Source organism: Micromonospora sp. NPDC049201, assembly GCF_055586805.1.
The window spans coordinates 451,235-467,965 of sequence record NZ_JBVJHM010000005.1 but is presented as its reverse complement, the minus strand read 5'-3'; the positions used below and the strand labels follow the sequence as shown (position 1 = coordinate 467,965).

The following is a 16,731-nucleotide window of genomic DNA, read 5'->3' as shown; positions in this document are numbered from 1 at the left end:
TGGTCGGGCTGAACCCGGAGCACTACAACAGGTATCCGCACGAGTTCTCCGGTGGGCAACGTCAACGCGTCGGTATCGCCCGCGCCCTCGCGTTGAAACCGAAGCTGATCGTCGCCGACGAGCCGGTCTCCGCTCTCGACGTCTCCATCCAGGCGCAGGTCATCAATCTGCTGCGCGGCCTGCAACGCGACCTGGACCTGGCGTTCGTGTTCATCGCCCACGACCTCGCGGTGATCCGTCACTTCTGCCACCGCGTCGCGGTCATGTACCTGGGCAGAATCGTCGAGATCGGTGACCGCGACGCCATCTACACCCGGCCGCAGCACCCCTACACCCGGGCGCTGCTGTCGGCCATCCCGGACGTCACCACGCTCGGCCCCGCCGGCCGGATCCGTCTCACCGGCGACGTCCCCACCCCCCTCAACCCGCCATCGGGCTGCCGCTTCCGCACCCGCTGCTGGAAAGCCACCGACCGCTGCGCCACCGAGACACCCGCACTGACCACCCGCGACGGCGGCACCCAACTCACCGCCTGCCACCACCCGGAGAGCGGCCCGATCACCGTCTCGACCGACGTGGGCACCTGACATGCAACGATGACGCGCAGAGGCAGCCGGGACGGGGGTGACGCGGGGTGGCACGGCTCGTCCATCTGAACGGCCCGCCCGGGATCGGCAAGTCCACCCTGTCGGCGCTCCACGCCGACCGGAATCCCGGCGTCCTGCACCTCGACGTCGACACCGTCCAACGTCTGGTCGGCGGGTGGCAGGATGACGCGATCGACACGTGGCCGATGGGGTGGGCGCTGGTGCGGGCGATGGCGGAGACCCACCTCGCGGGCGGGCACGACGTCTTCCTCCCGCAGTACCTCGCCACGGTGGACGAGATCACCGAGGTCGAGGCGCTCGCGCGTCGGCACGGCGCGACGTTTCGCGAGGTCGTCCTACTCGACGACCGGGAGGCGGCGATCGAACGGTTCGGCCGCCGGGCCCGGGGCAGTGCCGACCCGTGGATCCTGCACCACCACCGTCTCATCGAGCGGAGTGGCGGGCCCGTGATGCTCGGGTCCATGTACGACCGCCTGATGGACGTGGTCCGCCTGCGCCCGGGGACGCTTGTGGTGTCGAGCGCGGCGGGGGCGATCCAGGAGACCTACGACCTGTTGGCCGAGGCGTTACGCGACGCGCCGCGAGCCGGGTCTACCCGCCCCCGAGCCTAGACGGCGGGCCGCGTCCGCCTTCGGGGACCAAGGTTGACCAAGGAGTTCGGGTCACGGTCGGCCTCGACCCCGGACGCGAACTCCTTGGTCAACGGGCGACCGGAGCGGGGGCGGCCGGGGAGTAGAGGGCGGCCAGCGCGGCGGCGGTCCCGGCCAGGCTGGCGCGCAGGTCGGCGGGGGAGAGGACCTCCACGTCGGCGCCGAGCCGCAGCAGGTCGCCGTGCGCGTGGGTGAGCGACTCGATGGGGATCACGGCCCGCACCCAGCCCGCCGCGTCGGGCGGGCCGGCGCTCGCCTCGGCGGCGGCGACCACCACGTCGCTGCCGATCTCGCGCAACCGCTCCCGCCCGCGCGGGGAGAGCCGGATGTGGGCCTCGTCCCGGTGCAGCCCGGCCCGGAACGCGACCACGTGCGCCCGCCACCATTCCGGCAGGTCGAACTCCGGCCGCTCGAACGGCTCGTCCAGCGGGGCGAGGTCGAGGATCTGGTTGATCCGGTAGGTGGCCGGCCGGGCACGATCCGGGCGGGCCGCGACCACATACCAGCGGCCACCCTTGAGCACCAGGCCGTACGGCTCCAGCACCCGGGTCACCTCCTCGCGCCAGCTCCGGTAGCGGACCCGGATCCGGTGTTCCCGCCACACCGCCTCGGCCACGGCGGCCAGGTGCGGCGACGGGTCCCCGTCGGAGTACCAGCCCGGGGTGTCCAGGTGGAACCGTTGCTCCAGCCGGGCGGCCCGGTCGGCCAGCGGGGCGGGAAGCGCGGCCCGCAGTTTGAGCTGCACGGCCGCCGCGACCGACTGGTAGCCCAGCTCGGCGGCCGGCCCGGGCAGCCCGGCGAAGAGCAGCCGGTCGGCCTCCTCGGCGGTGAGCCCGGTCAGCCGGGTCCGCCAACCGTCGACGAGCCGGTAGCCGCCGGCGTGCCCGGCCTCGCCGTACAGCGGGATGCCGGCCGCGTGCAGCGCCTCGACGTCCCGGTAGACCGTGCGCGCCGACACGTCGAGCCGGGCGGCCAGGTCGGCGGCGGTGAGCCGGCCGTGCGCCTGGAGCAGCAACAGGATGGACAGGAGTCGACTGGCCCGCATTCCGCTGACACTAGCTGTCAGGGAAGTGGCCCTACCGTCCGCGCATGGCCTTCCACGACAAGGAGCTGACCGTGCCGGGGACCGTCGAGGTCGCCGGCCGGCACGTCAAGCGCTACCACATCGACCAGCCCGAACGCCGCCTCGAACCGGAGGTGGTCACCGCCGCGTACGCGTACCTGCCGGCGTTGCTGCCCGACCCGGACGGCACCACGCCGCCGGTGAGCTGGACCGTGCTGCACCGGGGCACGGACACCGGCGCGTACCTGCTGGCGTACAGCTGGTTCTTCGACAACGTCGTCGAGTGCCACATCGCGATCGCCGGGCAACCGGCGCTGGCCTGCCCGGACGACGACCCGGCACACTTCGTCGACCTGACGCGGCCCGGCGTCGGCTGCGTCTGGGAGCTGGGCGTGCTGGAGCACGAGCGCGCCGCCTGGGTCCGGCACCTGCTCTCGCCGGACGAACCCGACCTGGCCGGCTACCTGGCCGACACCCGCGACGAAGGGCCGGTGGGACGCTGATGGGCGACTTCGACTTCCTCGTCGGCGCCTGGGACGTGACCAACCGGCGGCTGCGCGAGCGCCACGTGGGCAGCGACGACTGGGACGAGTTCGCCGGCGTCAGCGAGGCGCGGTCGTTCTTCGACGGCGCCGGCAGTTTCGACGAGATGCGCTGCCCGAGCCGGGGCTTCTCCGGCTCCACCGTGCGGCTCCTCGACCCGGCGACCGGCCTCTGGTCGATCTACTGGATGAACAGCCGCCGCGGGGTGCTGGAGCTGCCGCCGGTGGTGGGCCGGTTCACCGACGGCGTCGGCACGTTCCACGCCGACGACTCCGACGAGGGACGGCCGGTGCGCTGCCGGTTCATCTGGTCGGCGATCACCCCCGCCTCCTGCCGCTGGGAGCAGGCGTTCTCCACCGACGGCGAGCGCACCTGGGAAACCAACTGGATCATGGAGTTCGCCCGGCGGCGCTAGTGCGCACACCGCGGCTCAGGCCGGCCCGACCGGGGGCGTGGTGGTGCGGTAGATCGCGGTCAGCCAGACGTCGAGCAGCACGTCGACCACGTCCCGCTCGGCCACCGCCGGGCCGTCGCCGGCGAACGTCGCGTACCAGACCCGCTCGTTCATCGAGTTCAACGCGATGGACAGGTCCCGGGCGGGCAGACCGTCCGGGGCCGCGCCGCGCACGCGTTCCATCTCGATCGCGGTCTGCACCGCGCGGACCCAGCGTTCCAGCACCTCGGCCCAGAGCCGCCGGACCTCGGCGTTGGTCCCGCGCACCTGGGCGCAGGCGAGCACCACGTCGCGGTGACCGCCGAAGGTGGCGTGGAACCGGGCGATCAGCTCCCGCCACCGGGCGCGCGGATCCTCGGCGAGCCGGTCCAGCACGTCGCCGGCGGCGGCGTCGGCCTCCTCGGTGACCCGGTCGAGCAGGGTGAGCAGCACCGCGTCCTTGGACGGGAAGTAGAAGTAGAACGTGGGCCGGGAGATGCCGGCGCCCCGCGCCAGGTCGTCGATGGAAATGTCGCCGAACGCGCGCTCCCGCAGCAGCCGCTCGGCGGTGGCCAGGATCGCCACCTCCCGGTCGTCGCCGGTGGAGCGGCCGGCCCGCCGCCCACGGTTCGGCGTGGCGCCGGTCGGCGTCCGGGCGGTGGTCATGTCGGCCGATGCTACACCCGCTCAACACCCTGTCGATCGGACTCGACAGGGTGTTGACCGGGGTCCGGGGCGGTGGATAGGGTCCGGTCACCGGGGGAGAACGGGAGAAGCCATGGCCTCCGACCACGTCGACGTTCTCATCGTCGGCGCCGGCCTGTCCGGCATCGGCGCCGCCGTCCACCTCGGACGCGAGTGCCCCGGCAAGACCTACGCGGTGTTGGAGGCCCGGGGCGCCATCGGCGGCACCTGGGACCTGTTCCGCTACCCGGGCGTCCGCTCCGACTCGGACATGTACACGCTCGGCTACTCGTTCAAGCCGTGGACCGACCCGAAGGCGATCGCCGACGGTGAGTCGATCCGCCGGTACGTCCGGCAGACCGCCCGCGAGCACGACGTGGAACGGCACATCCGCTTCCACCACCGGGTCACCCGCGCCGAGTGGGACAGCGCCACCGCCCGCTGGACCGTGCACGCCCGCCGCGACGACACCGGCGAGGACACCACGATCACCTGCGGCTTCCTGTTCACCAACTCCGGTTACTACCGCTACGACGAGGGCTACACGCCCCCGCTGCCGGGCGTCGAGCGGTACACCGGCACGCTGGTGCACCCGCAGCACTGGCCGCAGCGGCTCGACTTCGCCGGCAAGCGGGTGGTGGTGATCGGCAGCGGCGCCACCGCGGTGACCCTGGTCCCGGCCATGGCCGAGCGGGCCGCCCACGTCACCATGCTCCAGCGCTCCCCGACGTACGTCATCGCGCTGCCGTCGCGCGACAGGCTCGCCGAGGCCGCGCGGCGCTGGCTGCCCCCGCGCACCGCGTACGCGGTGGCGCGCTGGAAGAACGTCACGCTGGGGGTGGCGAACTTCCAGCTCAGCCGCCGGGCGCCCGGCCTGGTGAAGCGGTTCCTGCGCCGCGCCGCGAAGGGTCGACTGCCGGTCGGGTACGACGTCGACAGGCACTTCTCGCCCCGCTACGACCCGTGGGACCAGCGGCTGTGCGTGGTGCCGGACGGCGACCTGTTCACCGCGCTGGCCGAGGGCCGGGCGTCGGTGGTCACCGACACCATCGACACGTTCACCGAGCGCGGCCTGCGGCTCGCCTCCGGCGACGAGTTGCCGGCCGACGTCGTGGTCACCGCCACCGGCCTCAACCTGCTGGCGCTCGGCGGCATGACGCTGACCGTCGACGGTGTCGACGTCGACCTCGCCGCCACCATCGCCTACAAGGGCATGATGCTCTCCGGCGTGCCGAACTTCGCCATGACGATCGGCTACACCAACGCGTCCTGGACGCTGAAGGCCGACCTGGTCGCCACGTACGTCTGCCGGCTGCTGCGCCACCTCGACGACACCGGCCAGCAGATCGTGACCCCGCTCGTCCCGGACACCGACGATCTCGTGCCGATCATCGACCTCCGGTCCGGGTACGTGCTGCGCGCGGTCGACCAGTTGCCGAAGCAGGGCCCGCGCGCGCCGTGGCGGCTGCACCAGAACTATCCTCGCGACGTACGCCTGATGCGGCACGGGCCGCTGACCGACGGCGTCCGGTTCGCCCGTGCCGGCGTGCCGGCCCCCGCGGTCGTGGCCGCCTCCGGAGGTACCGATGCGTGATCTCGACTTTCCCGGCGGCACCGCGGTCGTCACCGGCGCGGCCAGCGGCATCGGCGCGGCGCTGGCCGACGGCCTGGCCCGGCGCGGCACCGACCTGGTCCTGCTCGACCGGGACGCCGACGGGCTGGCCGCGGTGGTCGCGTCGATCCGGGCCCGGCACCTGGACCGGGAGATCCACACCTACGTGGTCGACCTCGCCGACGCCGAGGCCACCGACCGGGTCGCCGCGGAGATCCACCACTCGCATCCCCGGATCCGGCTGCTGATCAACAACGCCGGCGTCGCGTTGGGCGGCCGGTTCGACCAGGTCACGCTGGACGAGTTCCTCTGGGTCATTGAGATCAACTTTCGGGCCGTGGTGCGGCTGACCCACGCGCTGCTGCCCTCGCTCAAGGCGGAGCCGGGCTCCCACCTGGTCAACGTGTCCAGCCTCTTCGGTCTCATCGCCCCGCCGGGGCAGACCGCGTACGCGGCCAGCAAGTTCGCCGTGCGCGGGTTCACCGAGGCGCTGCGGCACGAGCTGGTCGACGACGGGATCGGCGTCACCTCGGTGCACCCGGGCGGCATCCGGACCCGCATCGTCGCCAGCGCGCGGGTGGGCAGCGGCGTCTCCCCGGAGGAGTACGACGTCGGCCGCCGGCAGTTCGAGAAGCTGTTGACCATCGACCCGGCCGTCGCCGCCGAGGTCATCCTGCGCGGCGCGCAGCGGCGGCGCGGCCGGGTGCTGATCGGCTGGTCGGCCAAGCTGCCCGACCTGCTCGGCCGCATCGCCCCCGCCGGGTTCGGCCGGGTGCTGGCCCTGGGCATGCGCCCGCGACCCGCCCGGGTGCCCGCGCCCCGACCGGCACCGACCGCCCCGCCGGTCGGTGCGGATGACGCGGCCATCCCGACCGGTGCCGCCGACGCGGCCGTCTCGACCGGTGCCGCCGACGCGGCCGGGTCGGTCCCCGACGGCGCGGCCGGGCGGGAGCCGGGACGCCTGGCGTGACGGTCGGGCTACCACCGGCCGACGCGCACACCGTGGCCGGTCTGCGGATGCGCTGCCGCACCACCGGCGACGGGCCGCCGGTGGTGCTGTTGCACGGCATCGGCCGTACCCTCGACGACTTCACCGCGCTGCACGCCGCGCTGGCCCGCGACCACCGTGTGCTCGCCGTGGACCTGCCCGGCCACGGCGGCTCCGCGCCGCTGCCCGGACCGCACACGCTGCCCGCCCTGGCCGGCGCGGTCGCCGGGTTTCTCGACGCCGCCGGGGTCACCGGCCCGGCCCAACTGGTCGGCAACTCGCTCGGCGGGGCGGTGGCCATGCGCCTGGCCGCCGACGCGCCGCACCGGGCGGCCGGCCTGGCACTTCTCAACAGCGCCGGCTTCGGCCGGGAGGTGACCGTGGCGCTGCGGCTGCTGGCGGTGCCCCCGCTGGCGCGGCTGCTGCTGCGCCCGCACCCGGCGATCGTCCGCCGCACCGAGCGCGCCATCTTCGTCGACCCGGCCCACGTCACCGAGGAGCGGATCGCCACCGCGCTCGCGGTGGCCCGGCAGCCGCACGCGGCCCGGGTGATGCGGGAGCTGGTCCGCGACCTGGGGACATGGCGCGGGGTACGCCCTCGCTGGCGCGCCGAGCTGCTCGACGCGGTGGCCGCGCTCGACCTGCCCACGCTGTTGGTCTGGGGCGAGCGGGACCTGATCCTGCCGGCCGCGCACCTGGCGTACGCCCGGGCCCGGCTGCCCGGGGCGCGCAGCCACCTGTTCCGCGACACCGGGCACATGCCGCAGATCGAGCGGACCGTCGAGGTGGCGGCGCTGCTGCGCGACTTCTGGGCGTCGCCCGGCGGGTGACGCCCCGCCCGACGTGGTCCAGGCCACCATCCGGCACGCCGCCGGGGGCTCCCGAGCGGCCCGGCACATCATAGATACATGACGTATCCCAGCACCGGGACCGGCCTGTCCGCGGCCGAGCGGGCCTACCGCCATCTCAAGCGCGCCGTGCTGGAGCAGGTCTACCCCGGCGGCCAACTGGTGAGCGAGGGGGAGATCGCGGAGGCGACCGGGGTGTCGCGTACCCCGGTCCGGGAGGCGCTGCTGCGGCTGGAGTCGGAGGGCCTGGTCAAGCTCTACCCGAAACGCGGCGCGCTGATCCGGCCGGTGTCGGCCCGGGAGACCGCCGACGTGATCGAGGCCCGCCGCCTGGTGGAGCTGCACGCCGCCGAGCGGGTGTGGCCGCGCCGTGCCGCGCTCCGCGGCGCGCTGGCCGACCGGCTCGACGAGATGCGCCGGGCGCACGCCGCCGGGGACCTCACCGCCCTGATGGCCGCCGACCGGGCCTTCCACGCGGCGGTCGTGGAGGCCGCCGGCAACGAGATCCTGGCCGAGCTGTACCACCGGCTGCGTGACCGGCAACTGCGGATGGGCGAGGCCGGCTTCCGGCTCTCGCCCGGCTGGGCCGAGGTCGCCCTCGCCGAGCACGCCGCCCAGCTCGCCGCGCTCGACGGCGACGACCCGGCGGTGTGGCGCGACGCGGTGGCCGGGCACATCGACTCCGCCGCCGCCATGCTCGGGACGCTCCGGTGACCGTCGCCCGCCGACCCGCCGCGCTGATCTACGCGGTGGCCGTGACCGCGTACGTGGCCGCCGTGTTCCACCGCAGCTCGCTCGGCGTCACCGGGGTCGACGCGGCGGACCGCTTCGGCATCAACGCCGCCGCGCTGGCCACCTTCTCGGTGGCCCAGCTCGCCGTCTACGCGGCGATGCAGATCCCGGTCGGGGTGCTGCTGGACCGCTACGGGTCACGCCGGCTGCTGCTGGCCGGCGGCGCGCTCATGGTCGCCGGGCAGTTCGTGTTCGCGGTCGCCGCCGACGTCCGCCTCGCGGTCGCCGCCCGGGTGCTTGTCGGTCTCGGGGACGCGATGACGTTCATCAGCGTGCTGCGGATCGTGGCGTTCTGGTTCCCGGGCCGGCGCAACCCGCTGCTGGTGCAGCTCACCGGCACCATCGGCCAACTCGGCGCGGTGCTCGGCGCCGTACCCCTGGTGGCGCTGCTGCACCACGCGGGCTGGGCCCCGGCGTTCCTGACCGCGGCGGCGCTCGGCGGCACCGTGCTGCTGCTGGTCCTCGTCGTGGTCCGGGACACCCCGCACGCCGCGCACGTCGCCGCGCCGGCGCCCGGCCCGGCGGCGGTACGCCGGCAGCTCGCCGACGCGTGGGCGCAGCCCGGCACCCGGCTGGGCCTGTGGACGCACTTCGTCGCCCAGTTCTCCGGCTCGGTGTTCGCGCTGCTCTGGGGCTACCCGTTCCTGGTGCAGGGGCAGGGCTTCACGCCGACCGCCGCGGCCGGGCTGCTCACCCTGATGACCGTGGTGACGCTGGTCTGCGGACCGGTGGTCGCGCACCTGTGCGCCCGGCACCCGTTCCACCGCTCGGTGCTGGTCTTCGGCATCACCGCCGCCACCGCCGCGGTCTGGGCGGTGGTGCTGCTCTGGCCCGGCCGCGCCCCGCACGCGCTGCTGGTCGTGCTGGTCGTGGTGCTCGCGGTCAACGGCCCCGGCTCGGTGATCGGCTTCGACTACGCCCGGACGTTCAACCCGGTGCACCGCATCGGCAGCGCCACCGGCATCGTCAACGTCGGCGGGTTCGTCGCCTCCATCCTGCTGATTCTGGCCATCGGCGTGGTGCTCGACCTGGCGACCCCGACCGGCCGGGACACCCCGCCGCTGTCCGCGTTCCGGTGGGCGTTCGCGGTGCAGTACCTGCTCTGGGCGCTCGGGGCGGTGCAGGTGCTGCGCTACCGCAACGCCGCCCGCCGCCGGTTGGCCGACGAACGGATGCCGGTGGTGGTGCCGGCCTGAACGGGCCGGCGACCCGCCGCCGGACAATCCGCCCAGCGGACACACGTCAACCGGCTTGCGTCGCGCCGACGGTCATGATCGGCGGTAGGTTCGGTGGGGGACCGAGAACGAAGGAGAACTGCCGTGAGTCAGGAAGTCCGGGGAGTCGTGTCGCGGCGCAAGGGCGCGCCGGTGGAGGTCACCACCATCGTGGTGCCCGACCCGGGGCCGGGTGAGGCGGTGGTCCGCGTCCAGTCCTGCGGCGTCTGCCACACCGACCTGCACTACCGCGAGGGCGGCATCAACGACGACTACCCGTTCCTGCTCGGTCACGAGGCCGCCGGCGTCGTCGAGCAGGTGGGCGACGGCGTCACCGACGTGGCCCCCGGCGACTTCGTGGTGCTCAACTGGCGGGCCGTGTGCGGGCAGTGCCGGGCCTGCCGGCGCGGCCGTCCCTGGTACTGCTTCGCCACCCACAACGCGGCGCAGAAGATGACGCTCACCGACGGCACCGAGCTGACGCCCGCGCTGGGCATCGGCGCGTTCGCCGAGAAGACGCTCGTGCACGCCGGCCAGTGCACCAAGGTCGACCCGTCCGCGCGGCCCGCCGCCGTCGGCCTGCTCGGCTGCGGCGTCATGGCCGGTCTCGGCGCGGCCATGAACACCGGCAACGTGACCCGGGGCGACTCCGTCGCGGTGATCGGCTGCGGCGGTGTCGGCGACGCGGCGGTGGCCGGCGCGGCGCTGGCCGGCGCGACGACGATCGTCGCGGTCGACACCGACTCCCGCAAGCTCGACTGGGCGCGGAAGTTCGGCGCCACCCACACCGTCAACGCCTCCGAGGACGACCCGGTCGAGGCGATCCGCGCGTTCACCGGCGGGTTCGGCGCCGACGTGGTGATCGACGCGGTCGGCCGGCCGGAGACCTGGAAGCAGGCGTTCTACGCACGCGACCTCGCCGGCACCGTCGTGCTGGTCGGCGTGCCGACCCCGGAGATGACGCTGGAGTTGCCGCTGCTCGACGTGTTCGGTCGCGGTGGCGCGCTCAAGTCGAGCTGGTACGGCGACTGCCTGCCCAGCCGCGACTTCCCGATGCTCACCGAGCTCTACCGTCAGGGCCGGCTCGACCTGGACGCGTTCGTCACCGAGGAGATCGCTCTCGACCAGGTCGAGGACGCGTTCGCCCGGATGCACCACGGCGACGTGCTCCGCTCGGTGGTGGTCTTCCCGTGACCGCGCACGTGGACCACACCGTCACGTCCGGGACGTTCTCGCTGGACGGGCAGACGTTCGACGTCGACAACAACGTGTGGGTGATCGGCGACGACCACGAGTGCGTGGTGGTCGACGCGCCGCACGACGTGGCCGCCATCCGCAAGGTGGTCGGCGACCGGCGGGTGCTCGCGGTGCTGGCCACCCACGCCCACGACGACCACGTCCGGGTCGCCCCCGAACTGGCCCGCGTCACCGGGGCGCCGGTGCTGCTGCACCCCGCCGACCGGGTGCTGTGGGACCAGGTCCACCCGGACACACCGCCGGACGGCGACCTCACCGACGGGCAGACCGTCACCGTCGGCGGCGCCACGCTGCGGGTCCTGCACACGCCCGGGCACAGCCCGGGAGCATGCAGCCTGTACGCCCCGGAACTGGGCGTGGTCTTCACCGGCGACACGCTCTTCGCCGGCGGGCCGGGCGCGACCGGCCGGTCGTACAGCGACTTCGGGCTCATCGTCGAGTCGATCCGCACCCGGCTGCTCACGCTGCCGCCGGCGACGGTGGTGCACACCGGGCACGGCGACGACACCACCGTCGGCGCGGAGGCGCCGCACCTGGACGAGTGGATCGCGCGCGGTCACTGAGCACCCCGCCCGCCCGGCCTCGACCACCGGCGCATCGGGTCATGGCCACCGGTACCGCTCGTCCAGGCGGGCGGTGCGCCGGTGGCGGCGTTCAGGCCGGCACGCCGTCCAACACGCGCAGCAGCCGGTCCAGCGCCGGCCGGCATCCCACCAGCCGGATGCCGGTGCGGCTGGCCCGGCCGGCCCGCGCCAGCTCGGTGGCCGCGCCGGCGTCGGCGAAGCTCAACTCCGTCAGATCCAGCACCGGGGCCGGGCCGGCCGGGGCGGTCAGCTCGTCCAGCAGCGCCACGAACGCGTCACGGTTGCTGCGGTCCACCTGTCCCACCAGCCGTAACCCGGGCGGATCGCCGGTCCGGTAGGCACGCAGCAGCGGCGACCAGGTGCGCGGCGTGAGCGGCCCGGCGGTGCCCGGGTGGGCCGCGGTGAGCAGGCGGAGCTGCTCGGCGGGGAAGCGTCGGCGGTCGTACAGACACAGGCCGGCGACCCGGCCGTCGGGAAAGAGCGGGGCCAGCGCCTGCTCGTAGCGTCGCAGCTCGTCCAGGCTGACGCCGGACCGCAGCACCCACGCCATGTCGCCGCTGAGGCGTACCCCCGGGTAGCCCTCGTGCCGGGCCCGGTCGACCTCGCGGCGGACCGTGTCGGCCAGGGCGGCCGGGGTGGGTCGCCCGGCGCCCGGGAACGCGTCCAGGGCGGGCAGGATCCGCAGCTGCCCGGCCGCCACGGCGGTCTCGGTGGGGACCCCGACGGCGTCGACCCGCAGGCGGACCGCCTGGGGCGTCGACATCTCGGTGAAACAGACCACCTTGTGGCCGCGGCGGAGACCGGCTGCGGCGAAGCGACCGACGGCCTCCAGCGCGTCGCTGTCGTCGTCGTGGATCCAGCAGACGTGATCGCCCAGGTCGACCTGGTCGACCACGGTCGTAGCAGTCACGGTGCGGGCCTTCCCGGTGGGGCGGGTGCCCTCACTCTAACGAAGCGTCCGGCCCGACGGCACCGGTGATCTGGTTGCCCGCCGCGGCGGGTCGGGTTAGCCTGCTCGTGGACCCGGATGCCGGCGCCAGACGCCGCCCGTCGTCCGTCATCTCCCCTGTGGTCGGTCACCGACCGCCTCTCCGCCGCTCGGCTGCCCGACCGGCCGGCTCCTCCGTCGCGGTGACACCGCCCCCGGCCCGCGCCGGGCCGGTCCCGACCCGCGCCGTTCCCCGGTGTCCGCGTCCGCCGACACCACTCCCGACGAAAGGCCACCCATGATCCCCGCGCACCGTCCCGTCAACGGTGTCCTCGACACCGCCGGCGGGCACCACACGCTCCGGGTGGACGGATACCTGCCGTCCACCGCCGACGTCACGCTCAGCGCCGGCCAGGTCCGCCGGTACGGTCTGCGCCGCGGCGACCTGGTCACCGGCACGGTCACCGGCGAGTCCCACCCGGGCCGGCCGGTCCCGCTGGACCGGTTGGACACCGTCAACGGCCTCGCCGCCGGGCCGGCCCGGCGGCGCCGCGACTTCCACCAGCTCACCCCGGTGCACCCGCGTGAGCGGCTACGGCTGGAGACCGACCCGCACGTGCTGACCACCCGGGTCATCGACCTGGTCATGCCGATCGGCAAGGGCCAGCGGGCGTTGGTCGTGGCACCGCCGAAAGCCGGCAAGACGATGGTGTTGCAGGCCATCGCGAACGCGATCACCACCAACCATCCCGACTGTCACCTGATGGTGGTCCTGGTGGACGAGCGGCCCGAGGAGGTCACCGACATGTCCCGGTCGATCAAGGGCGAGGTCGTCGCCGCCACGTTCGACCGCCCGCCCCGGGACCACACCGCTGTGGCGGAGCTGGCGATCGAGCGGGCGAAGCGCCTGGTCGAGCTGGGGCAGGACGTGGTCGTGCTGCTCGACTCGCTGACCCGGCTCGGCCGCGCCTACAACCTCACCGTGCGCTCCGCCGGGCGTACGCTCTCCGGCGGCATCGACGTGGCCGCGCTCACCCCGCCCAAACAACTGCTCGCGGCGGCTCGCGCGGTCGAGGAGGGCGGCTCGCTGACCATCCTGGCCTCCGCGCTGGTGGAGAACGGCTCGGCCGCCGATACCCTCATCTTCGAGGAGTTCAAGAGCACCGGCAACGCGGAGCTGAAGCTGGACCGGGGGCTCGCCGACCGGCGTACGTTCCCGGCGGTCGACGTGCGCGCCTCCGGCACCCGGCGGGAGGAGGCGCTGCTGTCCGACCTCGAACGGCAACGCCTGCGCGCGTTGCGGTCCGCGTTGTCCACGCTGGACCGGCAGGCCGCCCTGGAACACCTGCTGCGCCAGCTCGGCGCCACCGGCGGCAACGCGCACCTGCTCGCCCGCCTCGGCGCGACCGGTCGGTAGCCGTACCCAGGTCCAGCCCTTTCCTCGCGGAATTCCCCTGGCCCGCCGGACCGGCCCCGGCGATACTCGCCGGCATGCCCGGACCGACCCTGACCGCCGCGCAGTCCGCCGCCCTGCGACACGTGCGCGGCGTCGCGCTGCGGGACCGCCCGGCCGCGCTCGCCGTGATCGCGGAACACCTCGCCGGCTCCGGGGCCGACCTCCGCTGCGACGAGGTCGGCGCGGTGGTGACCGGGTACGGCCGGCTGACCGTCAACTTCCACCCGGACCGGCTGCTGCGCGACGGCCGTACGGTGGTCGAGGCGCTCGACGACGAGGGCGTGTACCGCAGCCAGTTCGAGACCGGCATCGGCAACGGCGGGCTCACCGCGTTCCCCGGTGGTGACCGGGACCGCTGGGAGGAGGCGATGTTCGGCGGCGCGTACCAGCGTCCGGGCGTACCCGCCGCGGAGCGCCCGAAGTACGGCGGCCTCAACCTGCTCGACCATCCCGACGGCGCCTGCCCCCGGTTCGGCTCCTGCCACCTGCGGCTGCGTCCGGAGGTGGTGGCCCGGACCACGTTCACCTTCGGGGACAGTCATCTCGGGCCGACCGAGGTCGGCACCGCCACCGTCTTCGAGTCGGTCCTCGCCGCGCTGCTGGTCGCCACCGCCGGCACCGGCGTCAGCCTCGGCGTATCCGGGATGGACACCGGCACGCTGCTGCGGACGCTGCTGTCCCGCCGGGAACGGGCCTCCGAGCGGGCCGGTCGCGCGCTCGACGACTACATCGAGGCCCAGGTGCACGGCGAGCTGAGCCTCGCCCGCGACGTCGAGGCTCTCGTGGCCGACCCGTCGTTCCGCGACACCGGAACCGGCCGTCGCCTCGCCGGGCTCGCCCGCCGGCACGGTGTCCCGCTGCGCTGGCACTGCGGCTTCCAGCTGCCCGTCGACGATGTCGACGCCGACTTCCGTGGCCCGGACATCCCGCCGCTTGCCGTCCGCGTGCACGCCGAGTTCGGCCGGCCGGGGGAACCGCTGCACGCCGCCCTGATCGGCCGGGCCGCCGCGTCGCTGGTACGCGAGCCGCACCGCTGGGCCGACCGCGGGCCGGCGGAGCTGACCTGGCAGCACCTCAAGCAGCTCTGGCACGTCCTGGTCCGTTTCGGCGGGCCGGCCTGATCGTCCCGTTTCCCCGTGTTCGTGGCGTGACCTGGACCGCAGCCCCCGCACCTATCCGACATCTCCGGAATGACCGACCGGCCGGCCTGGTTGTGCCCCGGTACGCCGGCACCCGACCGGTGCCGGACCCCCGAGGGGCGCTCACCCCGGAGCGCGTCGTAACGATCGAAAGGGCAACCATCGTGCAGCAGCACCTCACTCGATGGCTCCCCGCCATCGCGAAGACCGCCGTCGCGAGGACCACCGCCGTCGCCCAGAACCGTCGCGCCGCACTCGCCGTCGCGGGCGTGGCCGCCCTGAGTGGACTGGCCTTCGCGCCCACCGCCGTCGCCGCGCCGGTGACCAGCGGACCCCACGCCGGCGCCAAGGCCGCCATCGACCTGGCCACCGGCAAGAAGACCGCCACCGAGGCGGTCACGTCCGGCCTGACCACCGGTAGCGACAAGGTGCCCACCAAGGCCGACCGGACCGCGCGGGAGAAGCTCATGCCGCACGGCGTCGAGGGCGCGCAGTCGCGTATCCCCCTCGACGACACGCAGCTCGACAACGCCAAGGCCATCGTCCAGGCGGCCAAGGAGACAGGCGTGGGGGAGCGGGGCGCCGTGATCGGCGTCGCCACGTCCCTGCAGGAGTCCAAGCTGTACAACCTGGGTCACCTCGGCGCGTACAACGACCACGACTCGGAGGGCCTGTTCCAGCAGCGTCCGTCGTCCGGTTGGGGCACGTCCGAGCAGATCACCGACCCGGAGTACGCCAGCAAGGCGTTCTTCGGCGCGCTGAAGAACGTCGGCGGCTGGCAGAACCTGCCGCTGACCAGCGCGGCGCAGACCGTCCAGGTGTCCGCCTACCCGTACGCGTACGCGCAGTGGGAGGAGCAGGCGGCGGACATCGTCCAGCAGCTCTGGTGAGACGTCACCCGTGCCCGGCCGGCCCCGATTCGGGGCCGGCCGGTCCGTCTGTCCGACGGCCGGTCGACGCCCGCACGGTGCTCGGACGCCCGTGGTGTTCCCTTCGCGGCGTTCGGTGGAACGCTACGTGTGTGTCTCGGGCGCTCCGATGCGCCGGTGGTGCGCCTCCGAAGCGCGGTTTGTCCGGTTTCGGGGTGGTGGGCGGCACGCTGGCGGTGGAATGGGTCGGGGGGTCGCGGCGTTGTATCCCGGTGCACGGCCGAGGAAGGCAAGCGCCCCCGCGCCGCCCCCCGCCCGGGAATGACGGTGGACCCCCGGTCGTTGCACACGGTTCCGGCGCCGCGTCGAGGCCCCCGCCCCGCGAGCAGCCAAGGCTTTTCTTGTGCGCCTGACGGTGCCCGCACCCCCGGTGCGTTGACCCCTGAATGGAGCCCTCGCCATGAACACGATGCTGCGTAAGAGTGTGCTGGGTATTGCTGGTCTGGCTTTCACCGGTGGTGTGTTTGCCGGTCCGATCGCCGGTCACGTCGAGTCCGCGCACGCCGCCACCGCCAGCAAGCCGGTCACGGCCGTGGCGGGTGTGCAGGGTGAGCAGTCGACGATCAGCCTGAACGGCGAGCAGACGGCCAACGTGAAGGCGATCATCGCGGCGACGAAGAAGGCTGGGCTGCCGGAGCGGGCGGCGGTGGTCTCGATCGCGACGGCGTTGCAGGAGTCGAAGCTGGAGAACCTGGGCCACCTCGGCGACCGTAACGACCACGACTCGCTGGGTCTGTTCCAGCAGCGTCCGTCCTCGGGTTGGGGCACGCCGGAGCAGATCACCGACCCGGAGTACTCGACGCTTGCGTTCCTGAAGGGGTTGAAGCAGGTCGACGGCTGGCAGGACATGCCGGTGACCCAGGCCGCGCAGACGGTGCAGGTGTCGGCCTACCCGGACGCGTACGCCCAGTGGGAGAAGCAGGCCACCGACCTGGTCAACAAGCACTGGAACAGCTAAGACGCCGAAGGCCGGCACCCCGCCGAGGGTGCCGGCCTTCGTGTG

General features: G+C 73.8%; 17 protein-coding genes and 1 pseudogene. 15 read left to right on the top strand and 3 right to left on the bottom strand.

From position 1 onward, the window contains the following. Both ACZ6O5_RS14165 and ACZ6O5_RS14160 read left to right on the top strand, forming a co-directional pair. On the top strand, positions 1-587 hold a 587-nt coding region (locus tag ACZ6O5_RS14165; RefSeq protein ID WP_465977222.1), incomplete at its 5' end, for an oligopeptide/dipeptide ABC transporter ATP-binding protein. 47 nt (positions 588-634) lie between these two features. Next, on the top strand, positions 635-1,219 hold the full coding sequence (locus ACZ6O5_RS14160) for an AAA family ATPase (protein ID WP_465977220.1): 585 nt from the start codon (positions 635-637) through the stop codon (positions 1,217-1,219). Between the two features lie 88 nt (positions 1,220-1,307). Here ACZ6O5_RS14160 and ACZ6O5_RS14155 read toward each other — a convergent pair whose 3' ends face one another. After that, positions 1,308-2,303 (bottom strand): helix-turn-helix transcriptional regulator, encoded by a 996-nt coding sequence (locus tag ACZ6O5_RS14155; RefSeq protein ID WP_465977218.1) that lies wholly within the window; start codon positions 2,301-2,303, stop codon positions 1,308-1,310. A 44-nt stretch (positions 2,304-2,347) separates the two neighbouring features. On the opposite strand from ACZ6O5_RS14155, the gene ACZ6O5_RS14150 reads away from it, so the two are divergent. Together ACZ6O5_RS14150 and ACZ6O5_RS14145 are read left to right on the top strand one after the other, a co-directional pair. Beyond that, positions 2,348-2,824 (top strand): hypothetical protein, encoded by a 477-nt coding sequence (locus tag ACZ6O5_RS14150; protein ID WP_465977216.1) that lies wholly within the window; start codon positions 2,348-2,350, stop codon positions 2,822-2,824. After that, a complete protein-coding gene (locus ACZ6O5_RS14145; protein ID WP_465977214.1) occupies positions 2,824-3,279 on the top strand; it encodes a hypothetical protein in 456 nt (151 codons plus the stop codon). The genes ACZ6O5_RS14150 and ACZ6O5_RS14145 overlap by 1 nt, the downstream gene beginning before the upstream one ends. A 15-nt stretch (positions 3,280-3,294) precedes the next feature. Here ACZ6O5_RS14145 and ACZ6O5_RS14140 read toward each other — a convergent pair whose 3' ends face one another. Next, the gene (locus ACZ6O5_RS14140) at positions 3,295-3,963 is read right to left on the bottom strand and encodes a TetR/AcrR family transcriptional regulator (RefSeq protein WP_465977212.1); all 669 of its coding nucleotides are present in this window, start codon (positions 3,961-3,963) and stop codon (positions 3,295-3,297) included. Between the two features lie 112 nt (positions 3,964-4,075). On the opposite strand from ACZ6O5_RS14140, the gene ACZ6O5_RS14135 reads away from it, so the two are divergent. From ACZ6O5_RS14135 to ACZ6O5_RS14105, 7 genes are all read left to right on the top strand, one after another. Continuing rightward, entirely contained in the window at positions 4,076-5,575 is a 1,500-nt protein-coding gene (locus tag ACZ6O5_RS14135; protein WP_465977210.1) for a flavin-containing monooxygenase, read from the top strand. Then, positions 5,568-6,563, top strand: coding sequence for an SDR family NAD(P)-dependent oxidoreductase (locus ACZ6O5_RS14130; RefSeq protein ID WP_465977208.1), 996 nt, complete (start codon positions 5,568-5,570; stop codon positions 6,561-6,563). The genes ACZ6O5_RS14135 and ACZ6O5_RS14130 overlap by 8 nt, the downstream gene beginning before the upstream one ends. Further along, positions 6,560-7,411: an alpha/beta fold hydrolase gene (locus ACZ6O5_RS14125; RefSeq protein ID WP_465977206.1), complete on the top strand. Its 852-nt coding sequence runs from the start codon at positions 6,560-6,562 to the stop codon at positions 7,409-7,411. The genes ACZ6O5_RS14130 and ACZ6O5_RS14125 overlap by 4 nt, the downstream gene beginning before the upstream one ends. Positions 7,412-7,489: 78 nt before the next feature. Continuing rightward, positions 7,490-8,143, top strand: a complete 654-nt coding sequence (locus tag ACZ6O5_RS14120) for a GntR family transcriptional regulator (protein WP_465977204.1) — start codon at positions 7,490-7,492, stop codon at positions 8,141-8,143. Then, a complete protein-coding gene (locus ACZ6O5_RS14115) occupies positions 8,140-9,417 on the top strand; it encodes an MFS transporter (RefSeq protein WP_465977202.1) in 1,278 nt (425 codons plus the stop codon). The genes ACZ6O5_RS14120 and ACZ6O5_RS14115 overlap by 4 nt, the downstream gene beginning before the upstream one ends. A gap of 123 nt (positions 9,418-9,540) precedes the next feature. Further along, a complete protein-coding gene (locus tag ACZ6O5_RS14110; RefSeq protein ID WP_465977200.1) occupies positions 9,541-10,629 on the top strand; it encodes an S-(hydroxymethyl)mycothiol dehydrogenase in 1,089 nt (362 codons plus the stop codon). Continuing rightward, a complete protein-coding gene (locus ACZ6O5_RS14105; protein ID WP_465977198.1) occupies positions 10,626-11,255 on the top strand; it encodes an MBL fold metallo-hydrolase in 630 nt (209 codons plus the stop codon). The genes ACZ6O5_RS14110 and ACZ6O5_RS14105 overlap by 4 nt, the downstream gene beginning before the upstream one ends. A 91-nt stretch (positions 11,256-11,346) precedes the next feature. Here the strand turns inward: ACZ6O5_RS14105 and ACZ6O5_RS14100 are convergent, their stop codons facing one another. Then, positions 11,347-12,186, bottom strand: coding sequence for an MEDS domain-containing protein (locus tag ACZ6O5_RS14100; RefSeq protein WP_465977196.1), 840 nt, complete (start codon positions 12,184-12,186; stop codon positions 11,347-11,349). A gap of 334 nt (positions 12,187-12,520) precedes the next feature. Between ACZ6O5_RS14100 and rho the strand changes: the two are divergent. The 4 genes and pseudogenes from rho to ACZ6O5_RS14080 form a co-directional block, all read left to right on the top strand. Then, positions 12,521-13,621 (top strand): annotated as a pseudogene (gene rho / locus ACZ6O5_RS14095) (transcription termination factor Rho); the annotation flags it as partial. Positions 13,622-13,695: 74 nt separating this feature from the next. Continuing rightward, positions 13,696-14,781 carry a DUF3626 domain-containing protein gene (locus ACZ6O5_RS14090; RefSeq protein WP_465977194.1) on the top strand — a complete coding sequence of 362 codons (1,086 nt, stop codon included), beginning with the start codon at positions 13,696-13,698 and terminating at the stop codon, positions 14,779-14,781. A 182-nt stretch (positions 14,782-14,963) separates the two neighbouring features. Next, positions 14,964-15,689: a hypothetical protein gene (locus ACZ6O5_RS14085; protein WP_465977192.1), complete on the top strand. Its 726-nt coding sequence runs from the start codon at positions 14,964-14,966 to the stop codon at positions 15,687-15,689. Between the two features lie 439 nt (positions 15,690-16,128). Next, entirely contained in the window at positions 16,129-16,686 is a 558-nt protein-coding gene (locus tag ACZ6O5_RS14080) for a hypothetical protein (RefSeq protein ID WP_465977190.1), read from the top strand. Positions 16,687-16,731 lie beyond the last annotated feature (45 nt).

What these genes read in the sequence shown, in the direction of transcription:
- ACZ6O5_RS14120 (WP_465977204.1), top strand. Translation starts at nt 7,490, where the DNA reads ATGACGTATCCCAGCACCGGGACCGGCCTGTCCGCGGCCGAGCGGGCC.
- ACZ6O5_RS14090 (WP_465977194.1), top strand. Translation starts at nt 13,696, where the DNA reads ATGCCCGGACCGACCCTGACCGCCGCGCAGTCCGCCGCCCTGCGACAC.
- ACZ6O5_RS14140 (WP_465977212.1), bottom strand. Translation starts at nt 3,963, where the DNA reads ATGACCACCGCCCGGACGCCGACCGGCGCCACGCCGAACCGTGGGCGG.
- ACZ6O5_RS14155 (WP_465977218.1), bottom strand. Translation starts at nt 2,303, where the DNA reads ATGCGGGCCAGTCGACTCCTGTCCATCCTGTTGCTGCTCCAGGCGCAC.
- ACZ6O5_RS14150 (WP_465977216.1), top strand. Translation starts at nt 2,348, where the DNA reads ATGGCCTTCCACGACAAGGAGCTGACCGTGCCGGGGACCGTCGAGGTC.
- ACZ6O5_RS14135 (WP_465977210.1), top strand. Translation starts at nt 4,076, where the DNA reads ATGGCCTCCGACCACGTCGACGTTCTCATCGTCGGCGCCGGCCTGTCC.
- ACZ6O5_RS14130 (WP_465977208.1), top strand. Translation starts at nt 5,568, where the DNA reads ATGCGTGATCTCGACTTTCCCGGCGGCACCGCGGTCGTCACCGGCGCG.
- ACZ6O5_RS14080 (WP_465977190.1), top strand. Translation starts at nt 16,129, where the DNA reads ATGAACACGATGCTGCGTAAGAGTGTGCTGGGTATTGCTGGTCTGGCT.
- ACZ6O5_RS14145 (WP_465977214.1), top strand. Translation starts at nt 2,824, where the DNA reads ATGGGCGACTTCGACTTCCTCGTCGGCGCCTGGGACGTGACCAACCGG.